The sequence below is a fragment of the Microcoleus sp. AT8-A3 genome (assembly GCF_036705675.1).
GTDB lineage: Bacteria > Cyanobacteriota > Cyanobacteriia > Cyanobacteriales > Microcoleaceae > Microcoleus.
This window is the reverse complement of sequence record NZ_JAUBVD010000044.1, coordinates 19,745-38,666: the sequence shown is the minus strand read 5'-3', so window position 1 is coordinate 38,666 and position 18,922 is coordinate 19,745. Positions and strand designations below refer to the sequence as shown.

The following is an 18,922-nucleotide window of genomic DNA, read 5'->3' as shown; positions in this document are numbered from 1 at the left end:
CAGGCATCTTGCCTGTTAATTTTGTGGAACAGGCATCTTGCCTGTTAATTTTGTGGAACAGGCATCTTGCCTGTTAATTTTGTGGAACAGGCATCTTGCCTGTTAAGAGAGAATGGTGCAAAATCTCCTTTTAATCCTACTCCATGTCCTGCAAAACCCCTGTCAAAATTTCCACAATGCGATCGATATGTTCCTTCTCAATAATCAGCGGTGGCGACAAAGCAATAATATCACCCGTAGTCCGAATCAGCAACCCTTTTTCATAGCACTGCAAGAAACAATCAAAGGCCCGTTTCCCCGGCTTCCCAGCAATAGATTCCAACTCAATACCTGCCACCAGTCCCAGATTCCGAACATCAATTACGTGCCGCACGCCCTTCAAAGAATGCACCGCATCTTCCCAGTAACCGGCCATCTTATCAGCTCGTTCAAATAACCTTTCTTCCTCATAAATATCCAGCGTCGCCAAAGCAGCCGCACAAGCCACAGGATGACCAGAATAAGTATAACCATGAAAAAGCTCGATCGCATTTTCAGGAGCATTCATAAAAGCATCATAAATGCCTTCTTTCACAAACACCGCCCCCATCGGCACCGTACCGTTAGTTATCCCTTTCGCCGCCGTCACAATATCGGGAACCACCCCAAAATATTCCGTAGCAAAACTAGAGCCTAGCCGCCCGAATCCGGTAATTACCTCATCAAAAATTAGCAGGATTCCGTATTTGTCGCAAATCGCCCGCAGTCGCTCCAAATAACCTTTCGGCGGAATCAAAACACCTGTAGAACCAGCCACCGGTTCCACAATTACCGCTGCAATATTAGACGCATCGTGCAAAGCGACAATCCGCTCCAATTCATCCGCCAAATGCGCTCCCCATTCCGGTTGTTTGCGGCTGAAAGCATTGTGTTCGAGATTGTGAGTGTGAGGCAAATGATCGACTCCCGTTAGCAAACTGCCAAAAAACTTGCGGTTTGTACCGATACCCCCGACAGAAATTCCCCCAAAACCAACGCCGTGATAGCCACGTTCCCTACCGATTAATCGTTGACGAGTTCCTTCACCTTTCACCCGGTGATAAGCAATCGCAATTTTCAAAGCAGTTTCTACTGATTCCGAACCCGAATTAGTAAAGAAAACGCGATCGAAATTGCCCGGAATCATCTTTACCAAACGCTCCGCTAATTCAAAAGCACCCGGATGTCCCATCTGAAAAGCCGGAGAGTAATCCAAACGCAAAACCTGCTGTTTAACTGCTTCGGCAATTGTCTCGCGGGCGTGCCCTGCATTGACGCACCACAGCCCCGCAGTACCATCTAAAATTGAGCGGTTATCATCTGTTGTAAAGTGCATATCTTTTGCCGAAACCAATATTCGCGGATTCGCTTTAAATTGTCGGTTGGCAGTGAAGGGCATCCAATAAGCGTCCATATTTGTCATGTTTTTTTATCCTTTTATATTGATGCTTCTGCATCCAAACTATAACTTGCTACCGATTGCCGATCGCCAGACGCTTATTATAATTTTACAAAACACCTCTCTCCCTCTTTCTATCTTTTCTATCTCCTCTGCGCCCTCTGCGCCCTCTGCGGTTAGTAAAAAAAATATCATTCACAAATGAAATAAAATCACTGCCGCAATCCTAAATCTTGGCGATGGCTTTCCTAGCGGCAGAGATATCAGATTAAAAACCCGGTTCATTAATTAACATAAAAAAAACCGGGTTTTTAAGGAACCTAAAAACTTGATGTTTAATGACAAAAACTAGCTAATTAACGATCGCCCCCACAGACTCAGGCTGCAACAAACCCGTCAGCATTTTCACAGGCCTTTCTTCGTAGGGCCACGCGAAAGCATGGCGGAAAGCTGCTTCTTGACACGCTTGCAATTGCCGAAAATCAATGATATCCAAAGTTAACAAATTCTCGTACTCGAAAGGCAATCGCACGTTGTGCAATCCCGCGTTGTCGGTACAAATGGCAATATCGACACCAGCTTCAAAACATCGATCGAACACAACCTTCAATTCCCGCATATCCTGCAACGTCCCCGTTTTGAGATAGGTAGTCGGGCAAACTTCCAAGCATTGACCCCTGCGCGCGACTTCTGGCAGCAGTTCGGGATATTTTAACGGAATTTGAATCCCGTGGCCGATCCGCATCAGATAGGGCAGAAGTTCGGGATAACAGCCAGAGGTAGTTTCGTAGAGGTGGCCGGTAGTTTTGATGCCGATCGACCTCGCGTACTGGTACAATCCGACAAACTCCTCCAAACGATCGCCAATACAATCATCGCCCCCAGCTAGATCGATCGCACAAACATATTCCCCCATTTGCGCCGCCAAATCTACGATCGCCCGATTCACCTCATAGGGTAAACGCGAGTGCATACACAAAATTTGGCTAGTAACAATCGGACAATCGCTAATTTGACTTGCCTTGCCCACAACTTGTACAATTTCTGCCATCAAATCAATGCGTTCTGACTGATTCAAATGTTCTGGAGTCCGCAAATAAGGCGTATAGCGCAACTCCAAATAAGCCAGATTTTCAAACACGTAAGCGCCCCGCATCAACCGATAGATGAAATAAGGCAACGTCTCAACAGTTTGAACGCTTTCTACCAGCGTGTGCAGTTCCAAATACTCATTGAGAGTATTGCGCGGACGAGTGTAAAACTCCTCAAATTCCGAGTATTTCGGAAATCGATTAACCATCTCAGCATTGTGGCGATCGAAATACCGCCACAGCACCCTAGGAACGACGGAACCACCCAGATGGCGGTGCAACTCAGCGTGTAAACTCATGGCAACAAAGCCTCTATTTTCTCAATCTTAACAAAAATTAATTAGTCAGTAGTCATTAGTCAGTAGTCAGTAGTCATTAGTCATTGGTTATTTGTTAGTTCCAATGCCTAATGCCCAATAGACATCTCCCATAATTCTTGTGGAACAGGCATCTTGCCTGTTCAAAATAGGCTTTTTGGGAGATGCCCCATGCCCCATGCCCCATGCCCCATGCCCCATGCCCCATGCCCCATGCCCCATGCCCGTATCTAAAATCCCAAATCTAAAATCTAAAATCTAAAATTGATTGACATTTCGGACGCATTCATACATAATCGGAGATTGTGTCAACCTGAACAGAACGCGAGAAACCCTTGGCTAACGTAGTTGTAATCGGCGCCCAGTGGGGCGATGAAGGAAAAGGCAAAATTACCGATTTGCTCAGCAAATCCGCAGATATCGTTGTCCGCTACCAAGGGGGCGTCAACGCGGGTCACACCGTGGTAGTCAACGGTCAGACTTTCAAGCTGCACTTAATTCCGTCTGGGATTCTCTACCCTGATAAAGAGTGTATTATCGGCTGCGGCACGGTCATCGACCCTAAAGTTTTAATTGCAGAGTTAGATCAGCTAGAGGCACTGAATATTTCGACAACCTCGCTGATGATTTCGGAGACGGCTCACGTCACGATGCCCTATCATCGATTAATTGATGTAGCATCGGAAACGCAGCGGGGAAATTATAAAATCGGGACGACGGGACGCGGCATTGGCCCTACTTACGCCGACAAGTCGGAACGCACTGGCATTCGGATGCTAGATTTAATGGACTTGGACGGGTTGCAAGAACAATTGGAATGGACGATTAATTGTAAAAATGTCCTTCTCGAAAAACTCTACAATTTGCCGCCTTTAAATCCGCAAGACGTAATTGATGAATATCGAGTTTATGCGGAACGTTTGCGCCCGCACGTAGTAGATAGTTCCCTGAAGATTTATGAGGGACTTCACAAGCGGAAAAATATTCTGTTTGAAGGCGCGCAAGGCACTTTATTAGACTTAGACCACGGCACTTATCCTTACGTTACTTCGAGCAATCCCATCGCTGGCGGTGCTTGTGTGGGAACCGGAGTCGGCCCAACAGCGATCGATCGCGTAATTGGCGTAGCAAAAGCTTATACAACCCGCGTCGGAGAAGGCCCATTCCCTACTGAAATGGTAGATGGAATAGGAGCAATTTTGGGCGAGAGAGGTGCAGAATTCGGCACGACAACGGGCAGGAAACGTCGCTGCGGTTGGTTCGATGCAGTAATCGGCCGCTACGCAGTCCGCATCAACGGCCTTGACTGTCTGGCAATTACCAAACTAGATGTTTTGGATGAGTTAGAAGAAATAAAAGTTTGCGTTGCTTACGAAATTGACGGCGAAAAATGTGTTGATTTCCCGAAAAGTTCCCGGATATTTGCTCGCTGCAAACCTATTTACGAAACCCTTCCCGGTTGGAAACAGTCTACGGAAGAGTGCCGCAATTTGGAAGATTTACCGCAGCAAGCTTTGGATTATCTGAAGTTTTTGGCAGATTTGATGGAAGTGCCGATCGCGATCGTTTCTCTCGGTGCCAGCCGCGACCAAACTATCATTGTCGAAGACCCGATTCATGGGCCCAAGCGGGGGTTATTGTCGGCTGACAGTAGGCCTGTAGTAGCACAATCATGATACTTTAAGCTAAAATGTCATGATGAGAAAGCTTAATCAGTACAGTTTGAAACTTTTGGCGGTGTCGGCATGACCAATTTAGTTAAAGGCGACAGCGGATTAGTACAACTGACCCACGGCGATATCAAACGCATTATTGCCCACCAAAAGTTGTTCGGATTAGATGAATTGCAGAAATATTTGTTTCGTTTCTGCAAGACGATGCTAACGGCTGATGACTCTCTGCTCAAGCAGTTTAGTATTTACAATCTCGTACCGTCTGTTCTGCTCTACGGGCCGCCTAATACTGGTAAAACTACACTCTGTTACTTACTTTTCGACCAAATAAAGCAAGAAGTTACTAATGAAATCAACTTCTATACTGTAGACGTTGGGAGAATGCTCGACCCCGCTTTAGGGCAGTCTTCACGAAATCTAGAGCAAATATTTCAAGAGTTACGTAAAATTTCTTCAGATGGTTCATCAGTGTTTCTATTATTGGATGAACTAGATGCTTTTTGCATGAGTCGCAGTCGCGCACAGGAACACGATGCTGTTCGCAGAGCTATGACAACTTTAATGCTACAACTTGACAATCTTCAACCGTCAATAAGTCAGCGTTTTTTAGTATTTGGCATTACTAATGTGCCGAATCTAGTGGATACAGCAGTAGTGCGTAGATTTTCTTTAAAAGAAACTGTCGATCCCAATTTATCGCGGGATGAATTCAAATCCTATCTTGACTATTTGAATAAGCCAATTAAACATAATACTAAACAAGAAGATTTGCCAAAGTTGTACGGCATCTACCAGCGTCGCGCCTTTACCGCAGGCGATATCAAAGCTTTGTATAAAGTTTTACTAATAGATGTAATATGCGGCGATCAAGATATCTCTATATCTGAAAGGCTTGTTGAGCTTTTTGAGCAGGGATTTTCGACCGGCCAACACTTAGATAAAACATACAAGGAGTTATTAGATGCCTAAGAAAGAGTTTGAGACTGATGAAGATAGGATGATTTATAATCTCGAAGTTCACAGAGATTTGATTAAGTGGGTTATCGAAAAAATGGCTAAAGAAGGTATTCCCTGCAAAATAACAAAAGGAAACAGTTCAAAAGGTGATATTTTGATAATTAAGCCTGAAGACGCTTCACGAGTAAAAGACATAATTCGGCAGATTCAAAGTAAATATAATCCTTAGAGAGTCCCATGCCACACATTGAAATCAAGACAAAAAAGAATATCTTTCCAGGTGAAGCTCAGAAAATTATCGACAAACAAACTGTTGTTGCAGTTATTACTACAGGAACCATTTCTCCTGATGCAAAAAGGCGGTTTGACCTAGCAGGGATAGCTTGGGCTGAGAATGTCCCAGAAAGTGAATTTATGGAATCTGAAGCTAAGGAGGAAGGATAATGTTAGACATCGGCTTTATTTCCAAGGATGGTAGTTTAACCAACAGTGTAGAACTGACGGAAGATTTTTACTTGTGGTTGGCAAAGTCAGAGTTTTCCAAAATCGGCAAATCAGTAAGAAGAAAAATACAGATAGATGGGGAAGAGGATATGTTATCTGTCGTGCCGTTAAGTAAAGGTAATAGTAAGAAGTTAAAGGAATTTTTTCGCGAAGAGGTTGTCCGCGAAAGCGATGCTGTCATCACTAAACTAGGAGATAGCCCTTCCAAAGAAGAGTATCAAGCGGGAACATATCGTTTGAGAAAAATGCTGGAATTGCTGAAGTGTGTGGAAAACGAAAATTATCAATACCTCCAGCGAATTTAATTAAGCGCGATCGCAATATCACAATTCTGATAAAATGTAAAAACAATCAGCAGAAAGTCATAAAATGGAACTCGCAGTAGAATGTCAAAAGCGGGCAGAAGGCAGTAAACCTAACGCCCTGCGCCGCTCTGGATTGATTCCCGCCGTCCTCTACGGGCACAAAGGCTCTGAATCCATTTCCCTTACCATCAAAGCCAAAACAGTTGAACACCTGCTCAAAAAGCACGTAGTCAACAATACCCTAATTGACCTCAGCATTCCCGACCTCTCTTGGAGCGGAAAAACCTTGCTCCGGGAAGTTCAAGTTCATCCTTGGAAGGGCTATCCTTACCACCTGAGCTTTTTCTCCGTGGCAACTCAAGACAGCCTGGAAGTTGAAGTGTCGCTGAATTTTGTCGGCGAACCAGTCGGCGTCAAGTTAGAAGGCGGCATTTTGGATACCGTACTGACGCAACTCGCAGTTAAGTGCAAACCAGACAGCATTCCTGAAGCAATTGAAGTAGATATTTCTCATTTAAAGGTTGGGGATGCGCTGCATATTCACGAGTTAGTTTTGCCTGCGGGAGTGGTAGCTCTCGGCGAACCAGATCAGGTGGTTGTTAGCGTGCTGGGAATTCAAGCAGGTTCTGAAGCAGAAGACGCAGAAGAAGACGCAGCCGCAGCAGCTTAATTAGTAATTGCTAATAGTTGTTAACTAATTAATTGTTGAAAAAAAAGGGCGATCGCTTTCTCCCAAAAGGGCGATCGTTTTTTGCTAAAAAGGCTATTCTAATTTGGGTTCGATCGCACTTACTCTACTGGGCCTTGAATCTGCTGTCGCACCCATTGACTAAAATCAATCTGTGCGGCAACTTCATCGATGAAAGCCACTTCTAGAAACTGGTATAAATCCGTTTTTTCAATAATGGGAAAAGTCGGAGATCGATCGCGCTCAACATAAGCCCCATCGACTAATTGCAGAATCCGCCATACCCGCCCGTTAAACCGCCAAAATTCCGGCACGCCTATACTGGCATAGAGTGTATTTTTATTGATATCGGTATGGGTAATATCTACTTCCACGACTAAATCCGGGGCGGGATCGACATTCAAATTAACCAGGCGATCCGCCACTAAGGCATAATTCTGGATGTAATACCCATTGTCAGGCTCGGCGCTCTTGAGGAGGTCTTCGCGATCGAGCGTAGTCGATCCCATCGTCTTGATTTTCATGCCCATCTCCACCACAAGGACTCTAATAAAGAGTTCAATCAAGCGAGCAGAGCGTTCGTGTTCTTCGAGGGGCATGGTGATTTCTAATACTCCGTTATCGTAGCTAAAACGGGCGCGGGTGCGCTCCATCAGCAAACTTTGAATTTGCTTGAAGGCTTGCCAATCGATATCGCGAAAGGTGAGGCGCTTTTCACCGACAAGTTGAGGTGGTGGCTCTAACAACATCAAAATTACCGCAATTTAAGCGAAAGTTGACAAAACATTTGCTGTTAATTATTTTAATATATTTCTTCAATAAGTCTTGTGGTGCAGGCATCCTGCCTGGGATCGATTTTGGTGCGTGAGGAACTATTGCCGCTGGAACTTCGTCTGCTGCACTATCGACTTTCTCAAGTTTCTAGAGGTACAAACCAAACCTCGAAAATCCTGCTGACATCAGCCGAATCAGGCATCCCTCATGGGGGGTGAAAACCTGTATCTGCGGTGCAAGCACTAGAATGCCGGGAAAAAACCGAGGCGGAGGTGGTCGATCGCTTTTTTGCCGGAGTTGCGCGCTCGCGATCGTATTCTGCTATTGTTGAAGCTTTGCATCACATTCTCGACAGCTTTGGTAAAACGGCAATTGTTGGCGTCAAACCGCTGTATAATTGTGAAACATTTTGAATCCTATAATTTACTTGCTACTTGTGGAGCCGCCGCCCCTATGCCATCAACAGTCAGTACAGAATCAACAGCGGTTCAATTTAACCAACAGGGAGAAACATACTTATCCCAAGGAAAAATAGAAGAAGCCATCGCCTCCTGCGAGCAAGCTTTGAAGATTCACCCCAATTTTGCACCGGCTTACAAGACTTTGGGCAACGCGCTGCAAGCTCAAGGCAGGATGGAAGAGGCACGGCACTGGTACGCTAAAGCGATTGAAATAGAACCGAATTTTGCGGAAGTATACGCGAATTTGGGCAGCCTGGGCGCGCAGCAGCAAAAATGGCAGGAGGCGATCGGATTTTATCAAAAGGCGCTCGCGATTAAGCCGAATTTCGCGGGAGTGTACCGGAATTTAGCAAAAGTATTCGGACAAATTGGCAAACCGGAAGAAGCCCAGCAGTGCTGGTATCAAGCATTTAGTTTGGAACCGGAAAAAGTAGCGCCGGGGGAACACTTGAATATGGGCGACGCTTTTTTTCGGCAGGAAAAATTCCCCGAAGCGATCGCCTGTTACGATCGCGCTATAAAATTAAATCCTAATGTGGCGACAGCTTACCAAAATTTGGGCGAAGCGCTCAAAAAACAAGGCAAGTTAGAGGAAGCGACAGCATATTATCGCAAAGCTATTGAACTGAACGCAGCTAATGCGAGAAATGGCAGCGAGGGAGAGCAAACATTGGCGGGTGCAACTGCGACAAACGGTGCAGTTAAGCAGCAGCCCGCAGCAACCGCAGTTAAGCCGCCAGTGCAGCCGCCAGTTAAGCCGCCAGTTCAGCAGGCAGTTAATTCTACAATTAATATAGAAGATCCAGAAGCATACAAAATACTGGCAGAAGGCTATTTTGCTCAGGGTAAATTGGAACAGGCGATCGCAGCTTGCAAGAAGGCGCTGCAAATTAAGCCGGAAGCGCCGCTTTACAAAATGCTGGGCAACGCCCTGCAAGCTGGCGGAAAAATTGATGAAGCTAAAAGTTGCTATGTCAAAGCAATAGAAATCAACCCAAATTTTGCCGAAGCTTACGCTAACTACGGCAGCATTTGCGCGCAGCAAGAACAGTGGCAGCAAGCGGTTTCTGCTTACGAAAAGGCGATCGCCCTGAAACCGGATTTTGCCGGTGCTTTCCGCAATTTTGCGAAACTGTTGACGCAGTTAGGCAAGCCGGAGGCTGCTGCTGAGGCTTGGTATCGAGCATTTGCGATCGACCCGAAGTCTGGCACCGCTGAGGAACACGAGAATTTAGCCAAAACTTTGATCGAGCAAGGTAAGGTAGATAAGGGAATTGAGTGTTATCGGCGCGCGGTTGAGTTGAACCCAAATGCGGGTGCAGCTTATCACGAATTGGGGGAAATTCTTAAGGGGCAAGAACAGTGGGAAGCGGCGGTAGATGCTTACAGCAATGCTATTAGAAACAATCCCGATCTTTCTTGGTCGCACAACAATTTAGCTGAGTCGCTGGTTAAGTTGGAACGGTGGGAGGAAGCTGTAAATGCTTACCGCAAGGCGATCGAATTAAATCCTGATTTTAGCTGGTCTCACAACAATTTAGCAGATGTATTGCTGAAGTTGGAACGGTGGGAAGAAGCTGTAGAGTCTTACCGGAAAGCAACAGAATTAAATCCAGATTTCAGTTGGTCGCACAACTATTTAGCAGACGCGCTAATTAAACTAGGAAGGTGGGATGAGGCAATTTCCGCTTACCAAAGGTCGATCGAACTCAATCCTGACCATTTTTGGGCGCACAACAATTTAGCAGAAGCGCTGGTGAATTTGGAACGTTGGGATGAGGCGGTTGTTGCGTACCGGCGTGCTAACGAAGTTAATCCGAATTTCTTCTGGTCGCAGAGCAAATTGGGCGACGCGCTGCTAGAACTGGAAAGGTGGGATGAGGCGATCGATGTTTACCGGCGCGCAGCCGAGTTAAATCCCGATTTTCCGTGGACTTATTACAACATGGGAACGGCTTTTGAGAATCTGGAACGGTGGGATGAGTCGATCGCCGCTTACCGCCGCGCTGCGGAAATTCAGGCGGATTTGCCGTGGCTTTCGCAAAAGTTGGCTGATGCTTTGAGGATGCGATCGCAGTGGGATTTGCGGGATGCGATGGGTTTGTACCGGCGGGCGATTCAGGAGAATCCTGATGACGTGCAGTTGTATCACAAGGCGTTGGAGATTGCGCCGAATGATGCTGACCTTTATGTTGAGTTGGCTAATGCTTTGGTGCGGAAGAATTGGCCGGATGGGGCGATCGTCTTTTATCAGATGGCGCTGCAGGTAAACCCCGAATGCGGTGAGGCGCACTTGCAGTTGGGGATGCTCTTCGCGCAAAAGAATGATACGGATCGGGCGATCGCTTGTTACCGCCGCGCTATAGACGTTCAACCAAATCAGTATAAACCTTACCAATTGTTAGGGGATGCTTTGGGTGCAAAGGGTCAGCGGGAAGAAGCGATGAACTGTTACCGCCGCGCGATCGAGTTAAAACCTGACGATCCGTATATCCACAACAATTTAGCGGATATGCTGCGACATCAAGGAGATTTGGACGGGGCGATCGCTTGTTATCGCCGCGCCATAGAACTTAAGCCTGATTTCTCTTGGTTCCACTATAATTTGGGTGAAGTTTTGACTAAGAAAGGGCAAATTGATGAAGCGAGTTCTTGTTACCGTCACGCCTTAGAGTTAGAACCCAAGATTTTCTAATTTTCCGTGCAATTGAGCCTGTATTTGGTAATTTAATACAGGCTAATAGAACCTACTTGCCTTAAAATAATATGAACGAGATTAGAGGAACTACCATGAACCCTGAAGCAACTAAACGCTTGGAAGAATCCATCCAAAAGACTTTATCCACTCATGCGAAAAACGACAAAAGTTATCTATGGATGGCCTATTGGGTAATCTTTGAGCGCGAAGCTGATCCTGATGGATTAGAACTTTGGTTAAATGAACTAAAGTTAGGTTTGAGCCGAGCCACGGTTATAAAAAAGATGTTTGAGTCCCATGAATTTCAGCAGCGTCTTCCAGAGGAAGAGAGGGGCAGCAAATTAATGACAAGCTTCACAATGCCCAATAGGGAAATGGTGAAAGAATTTCTTCCCCCTGTAGATGATTTTCCAGTAGTTCCCCTGAGTATAGATGAGTTGAAAGAACAAGTAGCAAGTAAACATTGGTTTCATCAGATCGATTTGGGGAACGGAATAATCACACCTGGAAAAGATGAGAGCGCGGAGAAGCTACTTAGGATAAAAATGCCTGAAAAGCTAGATGGAAGGACTGTGCTTGACATAGGTACTTGGAATGGTTTTTTCTCATTTGAAGCAGAACGTCGCGGTGCTAGTCGCGTTCTCGCAACGGATTCGTATGCGTGGCATACCTTCGATGGGAAATCTGGATTCGATCTAGCACGGAGAGCTCTCAATTCAAAAGTACAAGCTCTGGAAATAGATATACTCGATCTTTCTCCCGATAAAATTGGGACTTTTGACTTAGTTCTGTGCCTGGGCGTACTTTACCATATGCGTCACCCGCTACTCTCTTTAGAGAAAGTTTTTAGCGTCACTGGAAATCAACTGATATTGGAAACAACGGTTGAACTCTTTTCAGAAGACAGACCGGCTATGGTGTTTTATCCCGGTACAGAATTTGCTAACGATCCAACCAATTGGTGCGGCGCCAATCCAGCAGCCGTGATAGCCATGCTGAAAGTTGCCGGATTTAGCAAAGTCGAATTAGTGAGCTTAGTAGATTTCCCTATTCCGCAAACAGGACGAGCAACTTTTCATGCTTGGAGATAATTTCACTTTGTGAGTCTTTATTTCCATTAAAATACGTTCATCGATATCAAAGGAACCACCATGAACCCCGAAGCAACAAAGCCTCTAGAAGCAGCAATTCAAAAAACTTTATCCACTCATGCTAAAAGCGACAAAAGTTATCTGTTGATGGCATATTGGGTAATCTTTCAGCGCGAAGCCGATCCTGATGGGATGGAAGGTTGGTTAAACGAACTTAATACAGGTGCGTCTCGATCTACTGTTATAAAAAAAATGGTTGAGGGGCATGAATTTCAACAAAAGCTGATAGGTGAAGAAGGTGGCAATCATAGCTTTACCGAAGAAAATATCAACTCTATCTTGGGTACTAAACTTCATAGTGCTCGCATGAAAATGATGAGAACACTGCTACCGCCTGCTAAGGCGATCTTAGATTTGGGAGGTTATTCTGCATCAGATCAAAGAGGAGCTCTATTACAGCTCGGCTATCCTCATCTTCCAGAAAATATATATATTAGAGATTTGCCTCCCGATAAAATGATGTTTCCTGGGCAAGAATGGCCAATAAAAGTTAAATACCAAAATTGCAATATTGAATATGTTTATGGAAGTATGACAGACTTAAGCTGCTTTCAAGAAAGTAGTTTTGACTTGGTTTGGTCGGGAGAGTCAATCGAACACATCACCACAGAAGACGCAGAACAACTATTGGATCAAGTTTATAAATTGTTAAAGTCTGGTGGTAAGTTTGCTCTTGATACCCCTAACAGGAAAGCTACAAAGCTACAGTTTCCCAATAATTATATTCATCCCGAGCACAAGCTAGAATACTATTTCGATGATTTGTGCAAGCTCTTAGAGAAGCACAATTTCAAAATAGTGGATACAAAGGGTATTATCAATCTATCAAAATCGATTGAAACATCAAACAAGGAAACTCTAAACCATGAATTTCTTCACAGCCAACTGTTAAACGATGATCCCGATCGATCTTATTGTTTTTACATTTGCTGTATGCGAGCGGAAGATTTGTAGGCTCATTTATTAGAAGACGAACAATGCTTCATCGAAATTATTCATCTATCTCTTCCCTTCCTCTGTATCAAGAGTGTTCTCTGCGGTTTAATCATTCCGATGCAACCGGAATTGATATAATTGGCTAGTAATTCAAAAAACTCACGCTACACTTTCCGAGACTGGTAGAAAATTATACTAGACGAGTTGATTTTTGAATCACAAAGGTGTTCGACCTTTCTTTTGGCCTGAATCCAATCCAATTATCTTCCAAAACTTCAACAATATTTCCACCTTCTTTTCTGACAATATCAAAGATAGTACCTTGAGGTAATACGTGCATTTCCATTTCCCGCCGCGTAGCTTCATCATGTAGATATTTTTCTAAAGAGAAGTTATACCCCATGCGATAAGTAGGTACTTGAAAATATGCTACCCCTCCAGGATTTAATGCTGTGATCATTTCTTTGACAATCAAGCTAATAATTGGCGGAGGATTGTGTTGGAGAACGATCGCAGAATAAATCACATCTACCTTTGGTAAATTCTCTATATCTTTTACTTCCCGGACGTGACGTAAATTAATATTGCTAATTCCTTGATTTTCCAGGTAGTGTTCCGCACTTTGTAAATGGGCTCTAGATATGTCATACCCAAATACTGTCTCAAATTTTTCTGACAGCCAGCGAGTCACGCGGCCGAGACCGCATCCATATTCCAAACAAGATTTAAAGGCACTTCGATCTAATCCGTTTCTATCCAAGGTTTTCAAGAGCTGCACGACATTTGCCCGCCCTGAATCATAAAACAATTCTTTTGTCGTGTTAATTTGGGACTGCAGAAACTGCTCTGAAGTGATCACAGACCAGTGCGGTTCTGTCTCGCCCAGATAAGACCACGTATCTTGAATGTGTTTAAACAGAACTTGCAGTAAAGCTCGATCGGATACATTTTCGATATTCATGGGCGGCTCGTCTCCAGCCAGTGGGAGGTGGTGAGTCTGCTGATTTTTATTTTGAAACTCCTGCGATCGCATGAAATTCTGTCGGAGTTCCTGAGTATTCGCTGCTCCTTGTAATTGAGCATCGATTGCTTTTTGGTTCTCTGGTTCTCTGTCTAAAAGTAGACGGTAAGCCCATAAAATTGATTCGCGTGTCAGCTTGATTTGCATACAGTTGTACAGTTAATAAAGTTTACTATTTAGACAATACTGTATAAATTGACAAACTATGCCTATAAATTTGAGACAATAGTTATATTTTTGTGCCTCGCAATTATTCTGTGCCTCGCAATTAAAAAATTGTTTCTTTACTAAGTTCCAGCGTGTCGATCGGGAAATTTAACTTGATTTAATGCCATTTGCGCTTGCTGTGCGGCTTGCTTCCAGGCTTCGGCTTGGGATTCATACCAGTGTTTGTCTTCGATCGTTCTAGCTATATATTCAAGGCGATTTCGGATTTTTTTTCCCACAGTTTGAGGACTCAGAGAAGACCTAATTTCCCTCGCCGCGCGCGCTCCTACTTCCTGCGCTTCTCGCTGATTGTCAAAGACATACTGCATTAAGGAAGCAGCGCGATCGACATCCGGTTCGGCCCAGATACTGCCTTTTGGGTAAAGGCCGTAAGGTTCATCAGTTGTAACCAAGTCATAGTTTACCAGAAAACTATTGCCGACATTCATAAATTCAATATTAGCTGAATAAGCAGTAGCGATAACTGGTTTGCCACAGTACATCGCATCAGCCATTGTCAGACCAAAACCTTCGGCACGGTGCAGCGAGACATAACAGTCGCAATTATAGATTAAACTATTCACCTCTTCTTTAGTTAAATGACCCTCTATAAATTGAATGGACGGCCAGTCCTCTGCGGCCGCTAAAAGTTGCTCTCGATGGAGCTGCAATAAGGGATGCGAGCGAAACTTCATGACCAGGCAAACATCTTGATTTGAGCTTTCAAAAGCTTGTTTAAAAGCCTCAATAACAGCCAGTGGATTTTTCCGTTCAAAGCCGCTGCCAATGTCGAACATGAACAGAAAAATAAATTTATTTTTGGGCAAATCCAATGCTTCTCGATCGAGCGAATTTGGAGGCAGATAAATGCTGTGAGGCACTTTGATTACAGGAATCGGCGATACCGCTGAAATAGCTTCAGCAGTATAGCTGCTGGGAGTCCACACCTCATCAAACACATCAAAAGCTCCCAGCCAAAAATCCGGAAATGTTAACAGTTCCCATGCCCAATATCCAATATTATATCGCTCTTTAAAATACCCTGAGTTAATTGTATTCAGAATAGATTCGTGAGGGTTAGTATGGATGTAGTTGACGGCATAAGGATTGTTATCAGAAAAATTCGTGTAGGTAGAATCAAAATTCGGCTGCGAATCTTCCTTCAAATCTTTAATCACACAAGGAATCTCAGCAGCTTCTATTGCTCTGAGCGCACCCCTCACCCCTTCCCCAAGTCCAAACTCGCCTGTTACGTGACCTAGAACGTTGACTCCGAAAGCTGAATTTAGGTTGTTTAACATAAATAATATTATCCGAGTGATAATTGTGCAATTTGAGTTTGCTGCCACTGACTCGATCGCGCATTCGCAGCTTACGTGCAAGGCACTGAAAGATTTTGGCATTGCTTTAGTTCCATTTGAACTTGCAGTGCCGTCTGTTTCCACGCTTGAGCTTGGGATTGAGACCAGCTTACCTCTCTCTGAAGTTGTCTGATTTTGGTGGCTCTGGGCGAATAATTAAGCTTGTTTGCTATGTATTCGACGCGACTTTTAATCTTGCTACCGATCGCTTGGGGGCTCAGCAACGACTTCATCTCCTGCGATGCCCTCGCTCCTACTTTCTGAGCTTCTTGACGGTTGTAAAAAACATACTGCATTGAAGATGCTGCATGATCGATGTCTGGATCTGCCCAGAAATTTCCTCGGAAATAAGGGCCATAATCTTCAGTCAGCGTCACGAGGTCATATTTTACCAGAAAACTATTGCCCACATTCATAAATTCCATATTAGATGAGTAGGCAGTAGCAATTACTGGCTTACCGTAATACATCGCTTCCGCCATTGTCAGACCGAAACCTTCTGCCCGATGCAGCGATACGTAGCAGTCACAATTAGCAATTAAGGCGTGCAGTTCTTCTTTCTGCAAATGCCCGTCTATAAAGTGAATAGGCCAACCCTCAGCCAGGGCTTTAAGTTGCTCTCGCTTTTCGGGAAAATAGCTGGCATTAGAAAACTTGAGAACGAGTAAAACATCTTCATTAGATTTGCTAAAAGCTCGTTTAAAAGACTCAACTACAGCAAAGGGATTTTTGCGAGCAATCGTGCTGTGAAAGTCGAACATGAACAGAAAAATAAATTTATTTTTTGGTAACTTTAATGCTTCTCTGCTCAGTGACGGCTGTGGAAGATCGAGACTGGACATAACTTTAATCACTGGAATCGGCGATACGGCTGCAATCGCTTCAGCACAGTAATTGCTGTAAGTCCATATCTCGTCAAAGAAAGAAAAGCCGTACAGCCAGGCTGGGGGAAGTATTGGCAGTTCCCAAGCCCAGAATCCAATATTGTAACAATTCTGAAAATATTCCGAACTAATTCTATTCAACAATCCAGCTTCAGGAACAGTATGGACGAGGTTAATTCGATATGGTTTCTCTTCCGAAAAATTTGTGTAGGTAGCATCTAAATTCCGGTGCCAATCTACTTTCAAATCCCTAAGTGCGAAGGGAATACCAGCGGCTTCGATCGCTCTCAGGGTAGCTCTACCACCTTCACCCAGTCCATATTCACCACTGATGTGTCCTATAAAATTGATACCTAGATCGGAATTTAGAGTGCTATTTAACATCACCTATCAAATTCTCCTTACTTGTAATTATGCTAAAGTACATTACCGTTGAAACTGCAAATGTTTTAGTTCAGTTTGCATTTTTAGTGCTGTTTGCTTCCAAGCTTGAGTTTGGGAGGCCAGCCAGTCTCTTTCTGCCTGAAGACTGAGGTACTGGCTTGACAACTGCGAAGCAGCGCTTGTATTCAGAATAAATTCCAAGCGATTTCTAATCTTTTTGCCGACAGTTCGTGGACTTAGTAAAGATTTAATTTCTTTGGCGGATTGAGTTCCGACTTGCTGCGCTTCCTCATAGTTTTGAAAGACATATTTCATGAGGGATGCAGCATGGTCACTATTCGGTTCCGCCCAGACACTACCTTTGGGGTAAGCCCCATAATCTTCCGTTGTTGTCACCAGCTCGTATTTGACAGGATAACTATTGCCAACATTCATAAATTCCATATTAGACGAATAGGCTGTGGCAATAACTGGCTTGCCGTAGTACATCGCTTCCGACATTGTTAAACCGAAGCCCTCCGCCCTATGCAGAGACACATAACAGTCACAACTATTAACCAGGCCGTGAATTTCTTCTTTTTTCAAATGCCCGTCTATAAACTTAATCGATGGCCAACCTTCTGTCAATTCTTTGAGTTGCTCTCTTTTTTCGGGAAAATAATGTGAATTAGCAAATTTGAGGACAAGCAAGACATCCTCATTAGCTTGACCAAAAGCTTGTTTAAACGCCTCAATAGTGGCAAATGGATTTTTGCGTTCAAAGGAGCTGCCGAAGTCAAACATAAACAGAAAAATAAATTTGTCTTCGGGCAATTTGAGATCGGTTCGCGTCAGTGAAGGTTGGGGGAAAGCAAGACTAACGGGAATTTTGATAACGGGAACTCGCGAGACTGCTGCAAAAGCTTCGGCACAGAAGTTGCTGGTAGTCCAAATTTCATCAAATACATCAAATGCCCACTGCCACTCATCGGGAAATGCTGGTAGTTCCCACAACCAGACGCCTATATTGTATTTCCCTTTGAAATATTCCGAACCAATACCGGGAAAGTATCCTGCTAAAATCTGCTCTACCCAATTAGGGTTGGTTTGGATAATGTTGATTGGATATGGGTTGTCTTCGGAAAAATCTGTGTAGGTAGAATCTGAGTTGGGTTGCCCGCCTACCTTTAAATCTGTGACAGCAACAGGAATGCTAGCTGCTTCCATAGCTCTGAGAGTGCCTCTAGCTGCTTCGGCTAACCCAAAATCGCCAGTTATATGACCGGCTAAATTTACACCCAAAGAATTATTTAGTTGATGATTTAACATTCGTCTTGCTTTTTGCTGAGTTTGTAATCATAGCTTGCTTGCAATCTCTTACTAATGGATGGTCAGCACTGTCTTGCCATTAATGCTGCGACGCATCAATTCTTTCCATTCTGCTGAGTTAACTAAGGTATTGGTATCGAGGATATCTCCTTTTTCTGACGAAAAGCGAGCAAAATTTTCTAACCAGTTCAAGACTGTTTCTGTTGTTGAAAAAGGCGTGCACTTCAAGGATTCTTTAAGAAAGTTAGCCATCCCCGCCTTATCGCCTTTGCAATAAGCGTACCACCCTTCCCACAATAAGTCTTTGTACTGCATCTGACTTTTGACCTCAGTTTCTCTAACCCTAGCTTGCGAAAACTTTAATCTTTCCAATTCACTCTGAGTCTGATGGAGTTGTAACTGGCATTGTTTCAATTCACTCTGAGTCTGATGGAGTTGTAACTGGCGTTGTAACTGGGATTGTTCCAATTCACTCTGAGTGAATTGGAGTTGTAACTGGGATTGTTCCAATTCACTCTGAGTGAATTGGAGTTGTAACTGGGATTGTTCCAATTCACTCTGAGTTTGATGCTGGAGTGCTTGGGATTGTTCCAATTCACTCAGAGTGAATTGGAGTTGTAACTGGGATTGTTCCAATTCATTCTGAGTTTGATGCTGGATTGCTTGGGATTGTTCCAATTCAATCTGAGTCTGATGGAGTTGTAACTCGGATTGTTCCAATTCACTCTGAGTCTGATGGAGTTGTAGCTGGGATTGTTCCAATTCACTCTGAGTCTGGTGCTGGA

The 18,922-nt window shown here is 44.1% G+C and carries 18 protein-coding genes and 1 pseudogene; 11 read left to right on the top strand and 8 right to left on the bottom strand.

Annotation, left to right across the window (positions count from 1 at the left end):
• Positions 1 to 136: 136 nt before the first annotated feature.
• Complete coding sequence (locus QUB51_RS22175; RefSeq protein WP_333263337.1) at positions 137 to 1,441, bottom strand: aspartate aminotransferase family protein; 1,305 nt, start codon at positions 1,439 to 1,441, stop codon at positions 137 to 139.
• A 328-nt stretch (positions 1,442 to 1,769) separates the two neighbouring features.
• Complete coding sequence (locus QUB51_RS22170; protein WP_333263334.1) at positions 1,770 to 2,807, bottom strand: adenosine deaminase; 1,038 nt, start codon at positions 2,805 to 2,807, stop codon at positions 1,770 to 1,772.
• A gap of 353 nt (positions 2,808 to 3,160) precedes the next feature.
• Here QUB51_RS22170 and QUB51_RS22165 point away from each other — a divergent pair, with 353 nt between their 5' ends.
• The 6 genes from QUB51_RS22165 to QUB51_RS22140 all read left to right on the top strand — a co-directional run bounded on the left by QUB51_RS22165 (position 3,161) and on the right by QUB51_RS22140 (position 6,934).
• The gene (locus QUB51_RS22165) at positions 3,161 to 4,501 is read left to right on the top strand and encodes an adenylosuccinate synthase (RefSeq protein ID WP_333263331.1); all 1,341 of its coding nucleotides are present in this window, start codon (positions 3,161 to 3,163) and stop codon (positions 4,499 to 4,501) included.
• Positions 4,502 to 4,570: 69 nt separating this feature from the next.
• Positions 4,571 to 5,467 (top strand): ATP-binding protein, encoded by an 897-nt coding sequence (locus tag QUB51_RS22160; protein WP_333263328.1) that lies wholly within the window; start codon positions 4,571 to 4,573, stop codon positions 5,465 to 5,467.
• Entirely contained in the window at positions 5,460 to 5,684 is a 225-nt protein-coding gene (locus QUB51_RS22155) for a hypothetical protein (protein ID WP_333263325.1), read from the top strand. Before QUB51_RS22160 ends, QUB51_RS22155 begins: the two co-directional genes overlap by 8 nt.
• Positions 5,685 to 5,692: 8 nt before the next feature.
• A complete protein-coding gene (locus QUB51_RS22150) occupies positions 5,693 to 5,899 on the top strand; it encodes a hypothetical protein (RefSeq protein WP_333263323.1) in 207 nt (68 codons plus the stop codon).
• Positions 5,899 to 6,264, top strand: coding sequence for a hypothetical protein (locus QUB51_RS22145; protein WP_333263321.1), 366 nt, complete (start codon positions 5,899 to 5,901; stop codon positions 6,262 to 6,264). Before QUB51_RS22150 ends, QUB51_RS22145 begins: the two co-directional genes overlap by 1 nt.
• A 64-nt stretch (positions 6,265 to 6,328) precedes the next feature.
• The gene (locus QUB51_RS22140; protein ID WP_333057110.1) at positions 6,329 to 6,934 is read left to right on the top strand and encodes a 50S ribosomal protein L25/general stress protein Ctc; all 606 of its coding nucleotides are present in this window, start codon (positions 6,329 to 6,331) and stop codon (positions 6,932 to 6,934) included.
• 119 nt (positions 6,935 to 7,053) lie between these two features.
• Here the strand turns inward: QUB51_RS22140 and QUB51_RS22135 are convergent, their stop codons facing one another.
• On the bottom strand, positions 7,054 to 7,701 hold the full coding sequence (locus QUB51_RS22135) for a Uma2 family endonuclease (RefSeq protein ID WP_333057111.1): 648 nt from the start codon (positions 7,699 to 7,701) through the stop codon (positions 7,054 to 7,056).
• Positions 7,702 to 7,812: 111 nt separating this feature from the next.
• Here QUB51_RS22135 and QUB51_RS22130 point away from each other — a divergent pair, with 111 nt between their 5' ends.
• The 5 genes from QUB51_RS22130 to QUB51_RS22110 all read left to right on the top strand — a co-directional run bounded on the left by QUB51_RS22130 (position 7,813) and on the right by QUB51_RS22110 (position 12,990).
• The gene (locus tag QUB51_RS22130; RefSeq protein ID WP_333298329.1) at positions 7,813 to 7,944 is read left to right on the top strand and encodes a hypothetical protein; all 132 of its coding nucleotides are present in this window, start codon (positions 7,813 to 7,815) and stop codon (positions 7,942 to 7,944) included.
• 15 nt (positions 7,945 to 7,959) lie between these two features.
• Positions 7,960 to 8,139, top strand: a complete 180-nt coding sequence (locus QUB51_RS22125) for a hypothetical protein (protein WP_333057112.1) — start codon at positions 7,960 to 7,962, stop codon at positions 8,137 to 8,139.
• A 40-nt stretch (positions 8,140 to 8,179) separates the two neighbouring features.
• A complete protein-coding gene (locus QUB51_RS22120; RefSeq protein WP_333298328.1) occupies positions 8,180 to 10,882 on the top strand; it encodes a tetratricopeptide repeat protein in 2,703 nt (900 codons plus the stop codon).
• 95 nt (positions 10,883 to 10,977) lie between these two features.
• Positions 10,978 to 11,976, top strand: a complete 999-nt coding sequence (locus QUB51_RS22115; protein WP_333263313.1) for a DUF1698 domain-containing protein — start codon at positions 10,978 to 10,980, stop codon at positions 11,974 to 11,976.
• 60 nt (positions 11,977 to 12,036) lie between these two features.
• Positions 12,037 to 12,990 carry a DUF4214 domain-containing protein gene (locus QUB51_RS22110; RefSeq protein WP_333263310.1) on the top strand — a complete coding sequence of 318 codons (954 nt, stop codon included), beginning with the start codon at positions 12,037 to 12,039 and terminating at the stop codon, positions 12,988 to 12,990.
• Positions 12,991 to 13,162: 172 nt separating this feature from the next.
• On the opposite strand, the gene QUB51_RS22105 is transcribed toward QUB51_RS22110, so the two are convergent.
• The 5 genes and pseudogenes from QUB51_RS22105 to QUB51_RS22085 form a co-directional block, all read right to left on the bottom strand.
• The gene (locus QUB51_RS22105) at positions 13,163 to 14,140 is read right to left on the bottom strand and encodes a class I SAM-dependent methyltransferase (protein WP_333263306.1); all 978 of its coding nucleotides are present in this window, start codon (positions 14,138 to 14,140) and stop codon (positions 13,163 to 13,165) included.
• Positions 14,141 to 14,280: 140 nt separating this feature from the next.
• Positions 14,281 to 15,501: a glycosyltransferase family 4 protein gene (locus tag QUB51_RS22100; protein ID WP_333231494.1), complete on the bottom strand. Its 1,221-nt coding sequence runs from the start codon at positions 15,499 to 15,501 to the stop codon at positions 14,281 to 14,283.
• A gap of 71 nt (positions 15,502 to 15,572) precedes the next feature.
• Positions 15,573 to 16,829 (bottom strand): glycosyltransferase family 4 protein, encoded by a 1,257-nt coding sequence (locus QUB51_RS22095; RefSeq protein WP_333231496.1) that lies wholly within the window; start codon positions 16,827 to 16,829, stop codon positions 15,573 to 15,575.
• A 42-nt stretch (positions 16,830 to 16,871) separates the two neighbouring features.
• Positions 16,872 to 18,137, bottom strand: coding sequence for a glycosyltransferase family 4 protein (locus QUB51_RS22090; protein WP_333231498.1), 1,266 nt, complete (start codon positions 18,135 to 18,137; stop codon positions 16,872 to 16,874).
• Positions 18,138 to 18,188: 51 nt separating this feature from the next.
• A pseudogene (locus QUB51_RS22085) lies at positions 18,189 to 18,922 on the bottom strand (hypothetical protein); the annotation flags it as partial.

Coding starts and splice junctions, on each gene's coding strand:
- QUB51_RS22145 (WP_333263321.1), top strand. CDS start 5,899: ATGTTAGACATCGGCTTTATTTCCAAGGATGGTAGTTTAACCAACAGT.
- QUB51_RS22140 (WP_333057110.1), top strand. CDS start 6,329: ATGGAACTCGCAGTAGAATGTCAAAAGCGGGCAGAAGGCAGTAAACCT.
- QUB51_RS22175 (WP_333263337.1), bottom strand. CDS start 1,441: ATGACAAATATGGACGCTTATTGGATGCCCTTCACTGCCAACCGACAA.
- QUB51_RS22090 (WP_333231498.1), bottom strand. CDS start 18,137: ATGTTAAATCATCAACTAAATAATTCTTTGGGTGTAAATTTAGCCGGT.
- QUB51_RS22135 (WP_333057111.1), bottom strand. CDS start 7,701: ATGTTGTTAGAGCCACCACCTCAACTTGTCGGTGAAAAGCGCCTCACC.
- QUB51_RS22120 (WP_333298328.1), top strand. CDS start 8,180: ATGCCATCAACAGTCAGTACAGAATCAACAGCGGTTCAATTTAACCAA.
- QUB51_RS22150 (WP_333263323.1), top strand. CDS start 5,693: ATGCCACACATTGAAATCAAGACAAAAAAGAATATCTTTCCAGGTGAA.
- QUB51_RS22160 (WP_333263328.1), top strand. CDS start 4,571: ATGACCAATTTAGTTAAAGGCGACAGCGGATTAGTACAACTGACCCAC.
- QUB51_RS22155 (WP_333263325.1), top strand. CDS start 5,460: ATGCCTAAGAAAGAGTTTGAGACTGATGAAGATAGGATGATTTATAAT.
- QUB51_RS22105 (WP_333263306.1), bottom strand. CDS start 14,140: ATGCAAATCAAGCTGACACGCGAATCAATTTTATGGGCTTACCGTCTA.
- QUB51_RS22170 (WP_333263334.1), bottom strand. CDS start 2,807: ATGAGTTTACACGCTGAGTTGCACCGCCATCTGGGTGGTTCCGTCGTT.
- QUB51_RS22100 (WP_333231494.1), bottom strand. CDS start 15,501: ATGTTAAACAACCTAAATTCAGCTTTCGGAGTCAACGTTCTAGGTCAC.
- QUB51_RS22115 (WP_333263313.1), top strand. CDS start 10,978: ATGAACCCTGAAGCAACTAAACGCTTGGAAGAATCCATCCAAAAGACT.
- QUB51_RS22110 (WP_333263310.1), top strand. CDS start 12,037: ATGAACCCCGAAGCAACAAAGCCTCTAGAAGCAGCAATTCAAAAAACT.
- QUB51_RS22095 (WP_333231496.1), bottom strand. CDS start 16,829: ATGTTAAATAGCACTCTAAATTCCGATCTAGGTATCAATTTTATAGGA.